The sequence below is a fragment of the Streptomyces yangpuensis genome, assembly GCF_024666385.1.
Classification (GTDB): domain Bacteria; phylum Actinomycetota; class Actinomycetes; order Streptomycetales; family Streptomycetaceae; genus Streptomyces; species Streptomyces yangpuensis.
This window is the reverse complement of record NZ_CP102516.1, coordinates 1-15,054: the sequence shown is the minus strand read 5'-3', so window position 1 is coordinate 15,054 and position 15,054 is coordinate 1. Positions and strand designations below refer to the sequence as shown.

The window sequence follows — 15,054 nt, the reverse complement described above, 5'->3', positions numbered from 1 at the left end:
GAAATGATTCGAGGATTCAAGTACCGGCTCAGGAGTCCGATCGGCGGACTGGCGGCGGATCTTTCGGCCGAGGCCGTGTCACCCGGTGAGACGGCGGCTCCCTCCGTGGGGATCCACCGAGGAGTGCGGCTCCTGTTGCCGGCGTCGGGCATCTACTGGGAGGACCTGGCGTGGCTCTCCTTCGTCATCGCGCTCCGCGCCGACGAGCTGCGCACCCGGCATCCGGACGGTGTCCACCTGCAGATCGTCTCCCTCGACTTCCCGTTGGCCGACTACCGGCCGGAGGTCGCCGCCCTCGCCGTGGACGGGTGGCTGCGCGAGGAGTTCGACCTGCCCGATATCGGCATCACCTGCTCGTACACGGGTGGCGCGGACCCCTACGCCTTCTCCTGGGGCGGGGCGGAGCCACCGCTGAGGAGCCCGCGCCTCTGAACCCGCCATAAGGACGCGGGGCGACGGGACGTGGGGTGGAGGGGACCGCCGGCGCAGTCCCTTCCGCAGCCCCACCGAACACGGTGTCGCCCCGGGTCCGGGCGACCACGACGTCGGGCCTGACTTCCGTCACCCGGGGATCGCCGCGGGCGGGCCGCCGGGGATCAGGCGGCCTCGGTCACTGAATTCCGCCACGGGGCTGTCGGTCATGTGGAGTGTCTGCTGGTCTCCGGTGTGTACGGAGGCGTTCTGCACGGGGCTGTCGGTCATGTGGAGTGTCTGCTGGTCTCCGGTGTGTACGGAGGCGTTCTGCACGGGGCTGTCGGTCATGTGGAGTGTCTGCTGGTCTCCGGTGTGTACGGAGGCGTTCTGCACGGGGCTGTCGGTCATGTGGAGTGTCTGCTGGTCTCCGGTGTGTACGGAGGCGTTCTGCACGGGGCTGTCGGTCATGTGGAGTGTCTGCTGGTCTCCGGTGTGTACCGAGGCGTTCTGCACAGCGCTGCCGGTCATGTGGAGTGTCTGCTGGTCTCCGGTGTGTACCGAGGCGTTCTGCACAGCGCTGCCGGTCACGTGCAGCGTCTGCTGGTCCCGGGCGTACACAACCGCGTCGTGCAGAACCGCATGGCGCAGATCGATGGTCTGGCCGTCGCCGCCGGTCAGCTGCAGCCCGTGGATGACGGCCCCCCTCAGATCCACGCCGTTCGCTCCCCTCACGGCGGGGGGCTCCGAGGAACCTCGGTCACCCGGCGGCTCCTCGAGGTCCTGGAGCCGCTTCGCCTTCTCTTCGGCCGCAGCAGCGTCGTGACCTCCGATGTCCGCGAGTGCCCTGACGACCGACAAGACGCTGGCGGGTCTCGCACTCGTGCCCGCGACGACTCGTCGTACCGTCTCCGGACTGATGTCGGCGCTGCGCGGGTCGGCGAGAATAGCCGCACTGATGGCCCGCACAGAGGGGCTGCCTGCTGCCCGGTGGAGTTCTCTGACCTCGTTGGCGATGGCGGCCGGGGCAGCGACCGTGGGCGACGACGGATCCGGTGAGGGGAGTTCTGGGGTCTCCGGAGGGGGTCGAAGCACGGTCGGCTGCGCGCCCTGCTCATCCGCGCTTCGAGCAGGTGACGTCCCGGTCGCAGGCGAGGACGCCGGTGTCGCGAGCGCCACCTCGACTTCGCGGCGCCTGTTCATCCAGTCGGACATCGCCGCCTCGCCCGCGGGTGACCACGCGAGAACCATGGCCCGTAGAACAGTGACGGACGGAAGGCGCCGTGCACTGAGGGCGGCGTAGACAGTCGATCGGCCCACACCGTACTTCGCGACGACTTGGTCAACACCGAAGGGTGCGGGCATCCGAGAGCGTTCCGGCTTCTTGCCCTCGCCGGGCTCCGGAACGCCTGTTCTGTACTCCCGCGCCGGAGCGGAGTCGCGCAGTCGGCGCAGGTCGGAGGCGAACGCCTCCAGCGGCTTGGACGGATCCAACGGACGCGAACGAGGCATTGACTACCCCCCAGTAATCCCTGGTTGTCCCGCTTAGGCCAAGAATACCGGTCCCGGTTCCGCAGTTTGGTGGAGTTGCGCCAGGCGCCCCCTTCAGCGGCTTTGCGCCGTCACCGACCAGCGGAAAGAGGATCCTTCATGTCCTTCGACAAGCATCTCGACGACCCCGCGCTCAACGCCCCTGAAGCCGCTCCTCGCTGGCGGCGGGTGACCCTCCCCGTTCCACCGGTGAGCAAGCTAGTGAAGGACGGCCACCTCGCGTCGAGGCTGGGAACGGTCACCGGCTCGGGCCTCGGCGTGTGGATCGCGACCGGTAACACGCAGGGCGACATCACCTGGGCGACCGTCGCGATCGCACTGGCGGCGATCGCGGCGGACGCCGTCCGCCGCCCTTGAGCACGGCCCGCAGCCAGGAAGTGTCCACCGGCGCGGGCCGTGAAGCGCCGTCGCGTAACCGGGCTCGGCCGCGAGCCTGCGGGTCACGGCCTCAGCGAGCCAAACGACAGCCCGGCCGGGGGACGATCCTCTCCCTCACCCTCCACCTAACCCCCTCCACCGCGGCGGCCCCCGTCACCTACCAGCACCTCGCCACAGCACTCCGGGCCCCGCTAGGCAGCAGGCCCCCGCTCACCGAAGCGGCAGCCGCCGTACTCCACGACCGCGCCGCCCGAGGACTTCTTCTGCCCGAGACCGGCCACGACCACCGGCAGGCCGGCTCCTGCTTCCTCAACCCCACCGTCACCGACCACCAGGCCCGCAACCTGCGCAGCCAAGGCGCCCCCGTCCACCGCATGCCCCTGGGCACCTGGCGGGCCAGCGCGGGCTGGCTGCTGGAGGCCTGCGGCTACCGGCCCGGCGCCGCCATCACCTGCGGGGTTTCCTGCTCCACCCACCGCACGCTGACGCTCACTGCCCAGCCCGGCGCCACCGCGCACAGCTTCCACAGCGCGTTGGCGACGATGGCCGGCCACGTAAGCATGGCCACAGGCGTACGTCTACAGGCCGAGCCCGTTGCGGTGTGACCGGCCACTCACTCGGCTACGAGATCGAGGCACTTCGCGGCGTGCAGTTCCTCCAGTGGCACCGTGTGACGCTTGGCCCCCCAGACGTAGGCGTGGACGGCCACGTCGGCATGGCGCACGACGGAAGCAAGGTTGTCCAGCACACCGACGACCCGCTCTACCCCGAGGTGGACCCGTCCGCCGACATGGGCGTCGTGGGGGAAGTCTGCGGTGTCCTCGGCATCAGCGTCCCGGAACTTCTCCACGGCTTCGTCGTCGCGTAGCTCACCGTTCTGGTGGGTCAGGAGGTGCCGGAGGTCCCTGGCCCACTCGACGTCTGGTGTTTCGACGGCGCTTCCGAGAACGGTGTGCGCGGTGACCAGGGTCTTCCAGCCCGGGGAGGTGAACCCCTTCGGAGTCTTCAGGCGCAACAGATGAGGGCCCGGCTTGCCGTCGACGGTGACGCTCCAGCCCTCGATGACCTCTTGGGCTGCCTTTTCGAGGTAGACCTCGAATGCCGTCACGCCGTTCTTCAAGACCGAGGCCTCCACCATCCACTGGTGGGAGAACGGCCAAAGGCCTCCTACCGCGTCGTGGAACATGTCGACGTGCTCGTCGCCGTCGTGGATCTCCGGGTCGAACACCTCGCTCAGGGCATCCTCGGCCTGCTTCCACTGACGCTCGTAGGCCTCCGCTGACCACTGGGCCGTCAGCTTCAGAAACGCTCGGTTCTCCGCATCGGTCTTGCGCCAGTCGTCAAAGGCCCGACTCACCGTTCCATGAGCTTCGTCCCAGGTCATGGAACGAGCGTAGGAGCAACGGACCGACCGGCGTGCCGAGTTTCGGAACCGATACCCACAGGCCCTGCCTGCGCGCACGGGTACGTGGCATCACCCGAGGGGGATGACTCCGCCTTGGACCAGGGGTGAGCACTCAGGGCATTCCTCAGGGTGTCCAGCAGCGCGGCACAGCGAGTCGGTACGGGCGTTCTCGACGCCCTCCGTGCTCCACGACAGAGCCTGCGCGATCTGTTCGACGTCCACGGGACTGTAGCCGTAAGGGAGCGCGGCCGCGATCGAGTCGGACAGCGCAGCGTGCGCGTTCTGCCACGCCTGGAGGGACTGCATCATGGTGGCGCGGTCCGTACGGATCCGCTGCATTGCGGTTGCGGTAATCACGGGATCAGCCTGCCAGTCCGCAGTGGGAGGCCCGTGGAACGGCGAGCACGAAGATGGTCGGCGTCGTGAACGCCAGGCAGGGGAGCGGCGCTCGGAGCGGGTGGGCGTCGCGTTCAGCCCGGCCGAGCTGCGGTCGTCCGCACGGCCGCGGGGCGGGAGGGAATGGCGTCCGCCGCCTGGGCGGGTCGTCAGGTGATGGCGGTCGCGCAGCACGCGCTGGTGCCGGTCTCCCGGGACGCCGCGACGTGTTGCGGGAGCTGATCGCGGCACGGGCCCAGCTGCGGGAGACCGTCACCGCGCTCCGCGCCCTGGCTGCCACCGGCCCGCCCGCCGCCGGCGGTCCGGTCACAGCCGCCGAGGTGGTGGCGCGGGCCCTGGCGGCGGTGGCCCGGGTGGATGCGCCGGCCGTGGGGGTGATGCGGGAGAGGCGTCCGCGGTCGTGATGCCGAAGAAAGCTGCGGGGCGGGTCGGAGACGGTCGAGTTCCTGGAGTACCTCTTCGGTTCCGGGGAGCGCGACGAGCACACCGGCCCCCACCTGATCGCCGCCTGGGACCTGGACCTGGACCTGCCCTGCCCGGCCCGCGACCCCGGCCGGATGTCGCTCGCCGGCCTGGTCCTGCTCCTGGACGCCCCCGTCGAAGGGCTGCGGGGCCCGCGTCCGGCCGAGCACGTGTGGCATGTCTCGGTCCGCAACCACGCCGGCGACCGCACCCGTCGCTACCGCGATGGTGCACGCCGCGGGTATCGCCGCCCGCGGTGATGAGCACGCCTGCCGGTGGGTCGCGGTACGGCACGCAGGCGACCACATCCACATCGCGGCGACCCTCGCCCGCCAGGACGGCCGCCACCCCCGGCTGCGCGGGGACATCCCCGCGATGCACACTGCCGTCCGCGTCTTCGAAGCCCGCCGGGGCCTCACGCCGATGTCACCCCTGGACCGGACCGCGCGCCGCCGCCCCGCCACCGGCGAGGCGGCGAAAGCCGCCCGCCGGGGCCTGGCCGAGACCGCTCGCGAGGTGCTGCAGCGCACCGTCCGCATCGCGGCCGCGCTCGCGCACGACGATGCCGACTTCCTCGACCGGCTCCGCGACGCCGGCCTGCGCGTGCGGGAGCGCCACGGTGACGACGGCGCCCTGGGCGGCTACGCGGTCGCGCTGCCCCGGGGACCGCGCGGACCGCGGGTCCCGGCCGGTGTGGTTCTCCGGTTCGACGCTCGCCTACGACCTGTCCCTGCCCCGTGGCCGCGAACGCAGAGGTGACCGAAGCCAGAAACTGGCCGCCACTGAACCGGCCGATGGTGCTCGTTCGTAATCCGGCTCATGGGCGACAGGGACGATTTCGGGGACAGTCATCCCCGCACCCTAAGCATCAGGTGAGCCCCGCTCTTCATGAGGCACGGCGCAGGCGGGGAAGTGGGCGCGGGCCCGGGCGCGCGTGGTGACGGCGGGAAGGAGTGGGGTGTTCGCCGCCGTGTGAGCACCACCCTCTATTTTTGTATTTAGCTAATCTGCTAAATTCTTCTACATGGACACATCAAGCGAGGACGAGACGGGAGCGTTCCGGGCGCTGGCCGATCCCACGAGGCGTCAGATCCTGGAAGACCTACGGGACGGCGAGCTCTCGGCCGGGGAGATCGCGAGCCGGTTCGCGATCAGCGCGCCGTCCATTTCCCGGCACCTCGGGGTGCTCAAAGGGGCGGGCCTGGTCACCGAACGACGGGTCGGCAACCGCATCCTCTACACGCTCGCCGAGGAACGGCTTGCCATGCACATCGGACGTTTCCTCAGCGCCGTCTGCCCCGAGCAGGTGGTGTTGCGCCACACCAAGTGGCGCAAGGCCAGCGGAAGTCAGCCCCCCGCCGCACCGTCCGGCACGACGGACGAGCGGACAGGCGCATGAGACACCTGCTGCAACGCCACCCCCTGCCGATGCGGACGTCGTTCGCGCACTCCCTAGTACTCACCTACGCACTGCCGCCCGAGCTGCTCACCCCCCTGGTCCCGCCGGGGCTCGCGCTCGACACCTACCGTGACGCGGACGGCACCGAGCACGGGTTCGTCGCCGCCGCGGTCGTCGACACCCGGGCACTGCGCCCGTCGTTCCTGCCCGCCGCTCTCGGCCGGGACTTCATCCTCACCGGCTACCGGATCTTCACCCGGTTCTCCACCCCCGGCGGCCGCACCATGCGCGGCCTGCGCATCCTGCGCAGCGACACCGACCACCGGATGATGGTCCACGGCGGAAACCTCTTCTCCCGCTACAACTACCGCCTCGCCCGGATCGGCACCCGGACCGTCGGGCGGACTCTCGAGTTCAAGGTGGTCAGCGCAGACGGAATCGCCGACCTCCACGTCCGCGCCGACCTGGCCGACATCCCCGCCCCGCTCCCCGACGGCAGTCCGTTCGCGAGCGCCAAGGACGCCCGCCGGTACGCGGGCCCTCTCCCCTACACCTTCGAGTACGAGCCGCAGACCCGGACGGTGATCGTGGTCAAGGCCACCCGGACGCAGTGGGATCCGGTCCCCGTCGCGGTCGACGTCCCCACCCTGACCTTCTTCGACCACGGACCGTTCGCCGGAACCAAGCCCGTCCTCGCCAACGCCTTCCACGTCGGCAACTTGGACTACGGCTGGGAGCGCGGCTGCCGGCGGGCCCTGGACGGGGGAGCCCTGTGAGCGCGCCCACCATCCCGCCGCCCCAGCGGCCGTCCGGCGTCCGCGAGGTGATCGGGTACAACTGGCCCCTGTACGCTGGCGGGCTCTCCGTCGTGGCCGGCGGCCTCGCCCTCGCACCGCGTCTTCCACGCGTCCCGGCCACCCTGGCCCGCACGGGCGCGTTGACCGCGGCCGCCCTGCTCCTGGGCAGCACGGCCGCTTGCTGGTGGGTGTACGACCACTCGGAGCTGTATTCCCTCGACTGGCTGGCCCGCCTTCTGCCGGACGGCCCCGGCGACCATCTCGTCCTGTCGACCGGTCTCGACGAGATCAGCCAGCCATTGGCCGTCCGTCACCCCGGATCCCCCCAGACCGTCGTCGACCTCTACGACCCGGCGCTCACCACCGAAGGTTCGATCCGCCGTGCCCGCCGACGCGTTCCTCCGCGCCCCGGGACATTGCCCGGCCGCCCTTCCCGGCTGCCCGTGGCCACCGGATCGCAGGACACCGTGTTCGCAGTCTTCGCGGCCCACGAACTGCGCCGGGCGGCCGATCGGGAGGCGCTGTTCGCGGAGATCACCCGCACCCTGCGACCCGGCGGCACGCTCGTCATGGCGGAGCACCTACGCGACGGGTCCAACACTGCCGCCTTCGGCCCCGGGGCCTGGCACTTCATGCCCCGCCGCGAGTGGCTCCGCCTCGCCGACGGCGCGTGCCTGCACACCGTCACCGAAACACGGATCGCAAACCTCGTCACGGTCTTCGCCTTCCGGTGGAGCCCCGCGTGAACCACCTGCTCGCCGTGTTCGCCCTGGAGCCCCAACTCCGGCTCGTGGGCCTCGCCCTGACCGCCATGGGCGTTTTCCACATCGTCCTGCCCCGCCTGGTCGACTGGCCCGCCGACCTCGCGGTCACCAGCCTGCTCACCCGCCAGGTCTCCTACGCGCACCTCTTCTTCATAGGCCTGACCTGCTTCCTGCTCGGTCTGCTGCCCTTGTGCCACGCCCCGGAGCTGCTGGCCGGCACGTCCCTCGGCACGGCACTGCTGGCGGGCCAGACCCTGTTCTGGGGCGCCCGCTGGGCCTTCCAGTTCGTCTACTTCTCACCCGCCCTATGGCGCGGAGACCGCTTCCGCACTGCCGGACACCTCGCACTCGCCCTCTTGTGGACGTGGGTGACGGCCGTGTTCGCCTGCGCCCTGCTGGCCGGCCCGGCCTGAGGCAGGGCCGCGGCCACTCGTCGCGGACCAGCACCCCCCCCACGGACTGCCCACCGTCGCTGGGTGCGGACGCTGACGGCGAGGGTATCGATGGCGGGGGTACGGAAGGTGACGAACGCCGAGTGGTAGGCCAAACGCTCCTCGACACCGCGCGGCGGTGCGTCGTGGCGTTGGCGGGTGAGCAGTCAGAGCGGTGCCGCTCCCGCCCGCAGCCCGGCCGGGTCCGCCCCCGCGGCGCCGACCGCCCCGGGCACCGGGCCTGCCGCCGCTGCGCCTGCTGCTGCACCGCGGGCGGGCCAGGCCGCCGATCCGTGGGCCGCCCCCGCTCCGGCACCCGCTCCGGCACCCGCCCCTGCGGGCGCGCCCGCGCCCGTTTCCGCGCCCGCTCCTGCGGGTTGGGATGCGAAGCGGGTATGGGGCCCGCTGACCGAGGGCCTGACCGTTCCCCGCAACCGCGACCTCGGCAACCGGCCCCACGCCCTGAAACAACTCAAGGTGCAGCCGGCCGCGCACTCCCAGATGGTCGCCATGGTCAAGGAGGTCCTGCCGGAGCGGGAAGCCGGGCTCCTGATCGGCTCACGCCCCTGGCCACTGCTCGCCGCCCGCATGCAGCAGCTCGGCGAACACCACGGCACCGCCACCGTCGCCCAGCACCTGGGCCGCCTCACCACCGGCACCACCTCCTGGCAGGAAGCCACCGGCCCCGCCCTGGTCGGCCGCCTCGTCGATGCCACCCTCACCTCCCTCACCTCCCTGACCACCCCACCCGGCGCTCCGGCCGCCTCCCGGCCCCGGGTCTCCGCGGCCGCCGCCCGCTCCGCTCCACCACCACCCCCGCCGCCGCGGCTCCCGGCCAGCAGGCCCCGGCGGAGGCCGCGGTACCCGCGCACCGGCAGCAGGCCGCACCGGCCAGGGGCGCAGGGCGTACGCGGTGACGGCGAAGACTCCCGGACGGCGGGCCCTGCGGGCCCTGCGGGCGCGGGGGAGCGGCTGCGGGCGCCTTGGTGGGCGCTGCCGGGCCGGGACCGGATCGCGGTCGAAGGTTTTCTGCTGACCGGCCTGCTGTTCGCGGCCGCCTGGCGGGCGGGCCACCTCGGCATGGCGCAGGCGGACTTCGTCCTGTCGGTCCTGTGCGGCACGGCGGGCGCGTCGCCGCCCTGTACCGGGGCGCCGTCCACCGGCCGCGGTCCGCCCCGCCTCCGGCCGGGCCGCTGGTCGCGCCCTCGGAGGAAGTCCAGCGGCACGCCGCCCGCGAGGCGGGCACGGCCCCCGGCGCCTGACCGGGGAAGAACCGCGAGGAAGAGGGGGAGATAGATGGTGATGACGGGCAGGCGGCGCCGGGCCGGTGGCAGCGCGCTGGCGGGTCTTGTGCTGGTCGCGGCGGGCTGGTGGGCGCAGTGGTCCGGGTACGAGGTCGTGGGCACGGTCCTGACCCTGCTGGCCGGGGCGCGGTGCTGGCAGGTGCGTGGCGCTCGGGCGTCCTGCACCTCCCGCAGCCCGCCGAACCCGACCCGGACGCCCCCGTGCCGGGGCAGCCGTCCTCGGCGCGGGCGAAGGCGGATCAGGAGCGCTCGATGCGCCTGCTGAAGGCGATCGACGAGGCCGCCGACGACGGGTCCGGCCTGCCGGGGAGCTGTCGGAGTTCGAGCGGATCGTCCTCTTCGGCGTCGCCGAACTCCCCGGCCGGCAGTACCCGCCACCGGGCCACGACTACCCGCGCACCTGACCCCCGCGCCGGGCTTCACCCCCGTCTCCGGCCGTGACCTCGAAGGCGGCCCGGGCCTTGTACCGGGGGCAACCCGCGACACAGGGGGAGAGGGGAACGAGCCGATGGCGGACAACACAACCGGGCAGACCCCGACCGGCCGGTGGCCGGCGCTGAGCGCCCGGGAGGTGAGCTGCCTCGCGGCCGGCGCCGTGCTGATCGCGGCCGGGCAGCTCTTGTACTGGCTCGCCGACGGCACCGCACCGGCCACCACCCCGACCGCCCGCTGGTTCCAGACCGCAGCCGCAGCGGGCGCAGGACTCTGGCTGCAGATCCTCGGCGTGCTCCTCCTCATGAGCGCCCTGCTGCGCCCCGCGCTGCGAAGGACCGACCGCTCGTAACACCGGGGCGAAGCCGGGACGGTACACAGCATCCGTCGGCCGACAGCCTCCGCGACCGCGCCCGCGGAGGGGGCGGTCGCCGGGGGTGGTGGGCGGGCGTGGGGTTCGTGGGGTGGCTGATGTTCGTCTGTCGGAGCAGGCCCGCATGATCTACAGTCACTATCTGTAGCAGTGTCGTCACTGTGGGTTGTGTGTTTCTTCGTGGTGGCGGCCTGCGGGACGGGTTCGACCAAGAAGAGGAGACGTAGTGGGCAGCAGCAACACGACGGCGCCGTCTGACCTTCGTGCCGAGGTCAGGTACCGCGATGACGGCAAGTACACGATGTACGGGATCAGCCTGCGCTGGCAGATCGGACAGAACGCCCCCGACCACGGATCCTGGCCGCCTCCGGCGGACTGGGACGAGGGCAACGCGCCCTATCCGCGCATGTACGAGGTGTGGCTGAACGACGAGCTGCGCCAGACGGTCTTCCTGCACTGGTCGGCGTGGAACTGGTTCCAGTCCAACTCCCACTGGGTGGACCTGGGCGACGAAGAACCGCAGGACCTGTTCCATGTGAAGATCCGCGCCAAGGTGGGCGATCAGTTCACGCCGTTCACCAACGTGGTCACCATCGGTTCGGAGCGGAGCTTCGTCCCCAAGTGGGTGGTGCGCCAGCCGCGCCGCAGGGCACCCCTCAGGTCCGGGACCGCCACCGCGGATCCGCGCCACGGCACGGCCAACCACCCACGCAGCCGGGCCGGCGCCGCGATCAGGGACAAGGACTCCTCACCGATCTGCGCCGAGGCGCGCCGTCTCAACACCAGCACCGACTGGCAGGAGGTACTGCCGGGAGCCGAAAGGATGCTCGCCGACTACCCCTGGAACAACGCCCAGAAGTACCTGGAGTACCGCAAGTTCTTCGAGGACGGCGCGCTCGCGTCCACCGGGAACCCGGCCTTCCGCGGCCTGGACCTGGCACCGGACGCCACCCTCGGGGACTGGCCCCTGACGGAGCTGGACACCTCGGCACCCACCCAGACCTTCACCTACGACTACATGGCCTACCACTGGGGCGAGACCTGGTCCCACCGGTGGTTCCTCACCCGCGAGGACTGGGTCCCGGCCGACGGCCTGAGCTGGCACGACCTGGACCCGACCCCGTTCCTGGTCGAGGTACACGGCTCGCCCCTGGAGGCGGAGTCCACCAGCTGGGAGTTCGCGTCGTTCCCGCGCCGGACCGGGCGGGCGGCGATCGTGGGCATCTGGGGCGGCCACGGAGGCCCGGACACGCCGCACGGTGAGAACGGCGGCAAGACGGGCGAGTTCTTCCTGTCCACCTGCGACGTGATCCTGCGCTGACAGCCGCGGATGAGTGCTGCGGGCCGGTGCGGGCCGGGGGCCCCGACCGGCCCGCAGCAGGTCGGGCGCCACACCGGCAGGAAAGCGGGTGCCGGCCCCGGAACTGCCCGAAGCCGTGGCCGCGCGGAGCGTTCGCCGGCCGACAGCCTCCCCGGGCGGCGCCCGCGGACAGGACGGGCGCCGATGCGGCTCCTACTGCGCCCAGTCCACTCCGAGTTCGGCGAGTGCGGCGAGCTGCGCCTGGTTGAGCCGGTCGCGGCGGGCTTTCTGGTTCCCGACCCAGATGCCCACACGGTGAGGTGACGCTGAGCGCGGGATAGTTTTCTTGCGTGAGAGACGGAGAGAGCGCTGGGCGGGGTCTGCGGCGCGGGGCGGGATTCGTGAGGCGTTCCCGCGCGATGGAGATCGAGCGGGTTGGGAGCCGTGGCGGGCCTGTTCTGGAAGGGCGTCCCTCCGGGTGGGCGGCGCTGCGCCGCGGCGCGTGGGGCGTGTGAGCGCGATATGATGGAGCGTTCTCGCTCGGGGTCGATGTAGCGGGCCACCGCGCAGGGGGCCCTATTCTGGGGTGCGGCATACGGTCTCGAAGCGTGCGGGTCTCTGTAGGCGCGGGGAGCCGCGGCTGGACTGTGACCGGGCGGTGTCGGGCGGTGCTGCCGGTTCGCCGGGCGAGATCTCCTTCTCGTGGCGGAGAGGCGATGCCGACGGCGTGTCAGACTCGTTTCGCCGAGGTGTCTGGGTAACGGGGTCACATCTCTCGGCACGACACGGGAGGTGGTGCCTGGGGGGCTCGGTCGTGACATCTCATACGCCGATGCGAGGCGGAGGGATAGCATGGTCGCTCAGGGGTCATAGGAGGCGTGAATCACTATGAGAGGACCTGTTCAGTGAGGCGCGAGAGGCGGCAACCGCTCCACTACTTCCACGGCGGTTTCGGTCCCGGGTTCTCCCAGTCTGGTTCGATCACATCTATATATCTCTATATCTCTCATACATCGATAGCTCTCTCCGCTGTCCGCGTTGACCGAGCGTCTTGAGCGCGCTCTGAGCGCTCAGTCCGGCGGAGCGGACTGTTGGTTTTCACGTCTGTTCCACTCTTGCACCGAGTCATTAGGACGAGAGTGCCAATGAAGTAGCTATAGCGCCACTGCTGCCACGTCGGCCTTGCATGGCTCCCTTCGTGGATGGAGTCGCTAGTCTAGCCCACGCAGCCAAGCTCCGTCGTGTTAGACGAGCCGTCGACAGTCCTGGCTCACGAGTGCGTTTTATGTCCCATCCATTGCACTACACAAGCTGCACGCCAGGCTACTGATCCAGGGCAATCCACATTCACTCGCGGTCATCTTATGGTCTTCTCGAGCTCGGTAACTTCGACGAGCGCGTCTGATTCATTGGTCCGACAGTGCCTACACCTCACACACCACTGTGAAGCGCCCCGGAGGCCTCGACGATGCTCGAGAGTCAGTGGAGACCTCCAGTATAGCTCGCGCAGACTCCCCTAGATCCGAGTAGATACGCGAGTGTGCTGAGCGTCTGAGCCTCCCACCGGCTGCCAGTCCTTGCCCAGCGTGTGTGTGCGAGCACCTGGTAGTGATCCACTTCGCGATGGAGCGCTCGGGTTCCGCGGGGGTCGTCGAAGTCGGAGCGAGCAGCCGGAATCATTCTCACACCATAACTCAGCTTGTTCAAGAAGACAGCAAATATATCGTTCTTATCGCATCTGAGGCGCCCTGTCCGGACCTGAGGCCTGATGCTCCGTGTGTTCACCGGTGCGCGATTCTCATCGTTTGCTCACACCACACACACACACAGCATTTCCACGGTCCGACACACACATACGTGAGATTCTCGCTAGCCCATTCCAGTACACGAAATTACGAGGGCGTCTAGAATTGCGGACGAAAGACTTGTCTTCTGGGAGCTTTTCCCGGTTCGGAGCCATGGAAACAGGCCGACTTCAGTAGTGGCCTCGAGTCTTGCCCTGGCCGGTTGCTTTCATAGTTAGAACAGCAGTTCATAGCTGACAGCCGTATGGTACTTCTGGATCAAATGTCGACTACTAGCTCACCATGGGGTAGAGCCCGAGTGAGTAGTGTGCTAACAGAGCACCGTACATTAGCGTGCGTTTAATAAAAAATAATTCGAGACGCGTCGCCCTCTTAGTGCGCGCAGGTTAGTAGTAAAGTATTGGTACACATCTGATAGGATAGAGGCTATCATAGACAAGGAAAGGAGTTACAACAGTAGGTATTTAGTTACTGAGAGTAACGTAATGGTGACAGGTACTCAGGTAGTGTGCGGACTACATGCAGGGTAGGTGTTAGCAAGAATATGAAATATTAGCAAGCACGAGGAATACATGCAGGTTTGAGGTGTAGTATATGGACAGGAGGACAGAGTGGAAAGGGGAGTGGCAGCGAGGAGTGGTCAAAGAAGTAGTAGGAAGTATCTCAGTGGCGGCACGTAAGAAATGAGTCTGGACGGACAACAATAGAAGATTAAAATGGGATGATGTCGGGCGTTCGTGATAGGGTTGGTGGAACTGTTAAGTGATGTTAAAGCCGGAGTCGATAGTACGAATTTACGTCTCACACATTACAGTAAGAGGAAGATAGATAAATGATGTCAGACGGCGAGGAAGCAGGAGAAAAATTTACTCAGAAGATTTGCGGAGAGAAAGCAGTAGTGAAACAGATTACATACTGAATTATGGTCTCACACTGATGAACGGATGTGTAGTAGCGTGGATCACAGAGTGTGTTGTACCGGGTAGTTCTTACGCTTAAACACATCTTAGTATGTTGGAGCTTTAGATGTAGCATTTAGAAATATACATTGGTTGAGTTTGTACAATTGATTTGACGAAATGAGATGATAATAACAGGAAGATTATCTACATCTAAAGGTTACGAACACGCTGAGTGAAAACACACATGATAAGTAGGATGACTGCGAAAATAAGGACAGAAGTGAGATGAGAAGTAACTAGAATACAATAAAAAGTCAACAGAGAAGATCATTTAGAAGAAGAATCAGACAGTAAAAGATGAGAATAATCAATAGGCGAGGAGGAGGACTAAGAAGAGAAAGAGAAGGAGAAAGGGTAAGAGGAGGAAAGTGACATGAATGGTAAAGGGGGGGGGGAGGGATGGGTGTGAGGGAGATGAGAGGGGTGGTAAGAATGGAGGGGGAAGTAAGAAAAAGAAGGAAATAGAAGTAAAGGGTTTTATTTTTTTTGTGGGAGGGGAGAAGAGTAGAATTTTATAATGGATTTGTAGGAAGAGGATGAAAGTTAGAGAAGGAGGGGGAAGAGGAGTTGATAAGGGAGAGTGAGTAGGGAAGAGGTAAAAAAGGATATGGAAAAGAAAGGGAATAAAAAAAATATGAGGAGGAGGCAGTTGTGGTCGTCCGCACATCGAGCTGCCACAGCTGCGGGTCGTCCTCCAGAGAGCAGACCGCGACTGCCGGCCCGGTGTGCCCGGCGAGCCGCCACTCCCGCACCGTCTGCGTGAGCAGATCGAGCGTCGGCAGCAGCACCAGAACCCGTCCGTGCCGCGCCAGCCGGAGCGCCGCCGCGGCGGCGATGAAAGTCTTCCCGGTTCCGCACGCGGAAATGACCGTAGCCCTCAGTCC

17 protein-coding genes are annotated in these 15,054 nt (G+C 67.7%); 12 read left to right on the top strand and 5 right to left on the bottom strand.

The window, feature by feature from the left end; translation table 11 throughout:
• Positions 1 to 3: 3 nt before the first annotated feature.
• Complete coding sequence (locus tag NRK68_RS35370; RefSeq protein ID WP_183068859.1) at positions 4 to 432, top strand: hypothetical protein; 429 nt, start codon at positions 4 to 6, stop codon at positions 430 to 432.
• A gap of 129 nt (positions 433 to 561) precedes the next feature.
• Here the strand turns inward: NRK68_RS35370 and NRK68_RS35365 are convergent, their stop codons facing one another.
• The gene (locus NRK68_RS35365; protein WP_257858285.1) at positions 562 to 1,662 is read right to left on the bottom strand and encodes a hypothetical protein; all 1,101 of its coding nucleotides are present in this window, start codon (positions 1,660 to 1,662) and stop codon (positions 562 to 564) included.
• Between the two features lie 399 nt (positions 1,663 to 2,061).
• Here NRK68_RS35365 and NRK68_RS35360 point away from each other — a divergent pair, with 399 nt between their 5' ends.
• Positions 2,062 to 2,319: a hypothetical protein gene (locus tag NRK68_RS35360; RefSeq protein WP_257858284.1), complete on the top strand. Its 258-nt coding sequence runs from the start codon at positions 2,062 to 2,064 to the stop codon at positions 2,317 to 2,319.
• A complete protein-coding gene (locus tag NRK68_RS35355; protein ID WP_257858283.1) occupies positions 2,316 to 2,945 on the top strand; it encodes a UDP-N-acetylmuramate dehydrogenase in 630 nt (209 codons plus the stop codon). Before NRK68_RS35360 ends, NRK68_RS35355 begins: the two co-directional genes overlap by 4 nt.
• A gap of 8 nt (positions 2,946 to 2,953) precedes the next feature.
• Here NRK68_RS35355 and NRK68_RS35350 read toward each other — a convergent pair whose 3' ends face one another.
• Together NRK68_RS35350 and NRK68_RS35345 are read right to left on the bottom strand one after the other, a co-directional pair.
• Entirely contained in the window at positions 2,954 to 3,724 is a 771-nt protein-coding gene (locus NRK68_RS35350; RefSeq protein WP_183068863.1) for a hypothetical protein, read from the bottom strand.
• 90 nt (positions 3,725 to 3,814) lie between these two features.
• Positions 3,815 to 4,102 (bottom strand): hypothetical protein, encoded by a 288-nt coding sequence (locus NRK68_RS35345; protein ID WP_257858282.1) that lies wholly within the window; start codon positions 4,100 to 4,102, stop codon positions 3,815 to 3,817.
• 245 nt (positions 4,103 to 4,347) lie between these two features.
• Between NRK68_RS35345 and NRK68_RS35340 the strand changes: the two genes are divergently transcribed.
• The 7 genes from NRK68_RS35340 (at position 4,348) to NRK68_RS35305 (ending at position 9,290) form a co-directional block, all read left to right on the top strand.
• Positions 4,348 to 4,545: a hypothetical protein gene (locus NRK68_RS35340; protein ID WP_257858281.1), complete on the top strand. Its 198-nt coding sequence runs from the start codon at positions 4,348 to 4,350 to the stop codon at positions 4,543 to 4,545.
• A 235-nt stretch (positions 4,546 to 4,780) separates the two neighbouring features.
• Complete coding sequence (locus tag NRK68_RS35335) at positions 4,781 to 5,362, top strand: hypothetical protein (RefSeq protein WP_257858280.1); 582 nt, start codon at positions 4,781 to 4,783, stop codon at positions 5,360 to 5,362.
• Between the two features lie 265 nt (positions 5,363 to 5,627).
• The gene (locus NRK68_RS35330; protein ID WP_257858279.1) at positions 5,628 to 6,002 is read left to right on the top strand and encodes a metalloregulator ArsR/SmtB family transcription factor; all 375 of its coding nucleotides are present in this window, start codon (positions 5,628 to 5,630) and stop codon (positions 6,000 to 6,002) included.
• A complete protein-coding gene (locus NRK68_RS35325) occupies positions 5,999 to 6,778 on the top strand; it encodes a DUF2071 domain-containing protein (RefSeq protein ID WP_257858278.1) in 780 nt (259 codons plus the stop codon). Before NRK68_RS35330 ends, NRK68_RS35325 begins: the two co-directional genes overlap by 4 nt.
• The gene (locus NRK68_RS35320) at positions 6,775 to 7,545 is read left to right on the top strand and encodes a methyltransferase domain-containing protein (protein WP_257858277.1); all 771 of its coding nucleotides are present in this window, start codon (positions 6,775 to 6,777) and stop codon (positions 7,543 to 7,545) included. Before NRK68_RS35325 ends, NRK68_RS35320 begins: the two co-directional genes overlap by 4 nt.
• Positions 7,542 to 7,976: a hypothetical protein gene (locus NRK68_RS35315; protein ID WP_257858276.1), complete on the top strand. Its 435-nt coding sequence runs from the start codon at positions 7,542 to 7,544 to the stop codon at positions 7,974 to 7,976. The genes NRK68_RS35320 and NRK68_RS35315 overlap by 4 nt, the downstream gene beginning before the upstream one ends.
• Before the next feature lie 177 nt (positions 7,977 to 8,153).
• On the top strand, positions 8,154 to 9,290 hold the full coding sequence (locus NRK68_RS35305; RefSeq protein ID WP_257858428.1) for a hypothetical protein: 1,137 nt from the start codon (positions 8,154 to 8,156) through the stop codon (positions 9,288 to 9,290).
• A 247-nt stretch (positions 9,291 to 9,537) separates the two neighbouring features.
• Here the strand turns inward: NRK68_RS35305 and NRK68_RS35300 are convergent, their stop codons facing one another.
• Positions 9,538 to 9,684, bottom strand: coding sequence for a hypothetical protein (locus tag NRK68_RS35300; RefSeq protein ID WP_183068871.1), 147 nt, complete (start codon positions 9,682 to 9,684; stop codon positions 9,538 to 9,540).
• Positions 9,685 to 9,806: 122 nt separating this feature from the next.
• On the opposite strand from NRK68_RS35300, the gene NRK68_RS35295 reads away from it, so the two are divergent.
• Together NRK68_RS35295 and NRK68_RS35290 are read left to right on the top strand one after the other, a co-directional pair.
• Positions 9,807 to 10,082: a hypothetical protein gene (locus NRK68_RS35295; RefSeq protein WP_257858275.1), complete on the top strand. Its 276-nt coding sequence runs from the start codon at positions 9,807 to 9,809 to the stop codon at positions 10,080 to 10,082.
• Between the two features lie 247 nt (positions 10,083 to 10,329).
• Complete coding sequence (locus NRK68_RS35290; RefSeq protein ID WP_183068873.1) at positions 10,330 to 11,424, top strand: lytic polysaccharide monooxygenase auxiliary activity family 9 protein; 1,095 nt, start codon at positions 10,330 to 10,332, stop codon at positions 11,422 to 11,424.
• Positions 11,425 to 14,682: 3,258 nt separating this feature from the next.
• Here the strand turns inward: NRK68_RS35290 and NRK68_RS37075 are convergent.
• Positions 14,683 to 15,054, bottom strand: a 372-nt coding sequence (locus NRK68_RS37075) for a DEAD/DEAH box helicase family protein (protein WP_444465707.1), incomplete at its 5' end; no start/stop codon positions are given.

Bases quoted from the DNA above. Each gene is read 5' to 3' on its own strand.
- NRK68_RS35370 (WP_183068859.1), top strand. From the start codon at position 4: ATGATTCGAGGATTCAAGTACCGGCTCAGGAGTCCGATCGGCGGACTG.
- NRK68_RS35365 (WP_257858285.1), bottom strand. From the start codon at position 1,662: ATGGTTCTCGCGTGGTCACCCGCGGGCGAGGCGGCGATGTCCGACTGG.
- NRK68_RS35360 (WP_257858284.1), top strand. From the start codon at position 2,062: ATGTCCTTCGACAAGCATCTCGACGACCCCGCGCTCAACGCCCCTGAA.
- NRK68_RS35350 (WP_183068863.1), bottom strand. From the start codon at position 3,724: ATGACCTGGGACGAAGCTCATGGAACGGTGAGTCGGGCCTTTGACGAC.
- NRK68_RS35335 (WP_257858280.1), top strand. From the start codon at position 4,781: ATGTCTCGGTCCGCAACCACGCCGGCGACCGCACCCGTCGCTACCGCG.
- NRK68_RS35330 (WP_257858279.1), top strand. From the start codon at position 5,628: ATGGACACATCAAGCGAGGACGAGACGGGAGCGTTCCGGGCGCTGGCC.
- NRK68_RS35325 (WP_257858278.1), top strand. From the start codon at position 5,999: ATGAGACACCTGCTGCAACGCCACCCCCTGCCGATGCGGACGTCGTTC.
- NRK68_RS35295 (WP_257858275.1), top strand. From the start codon at position 9,807: ATGGCGGACAACACAACCGGGCAGACCCCGACCGGCCGGTGGCCGGCG.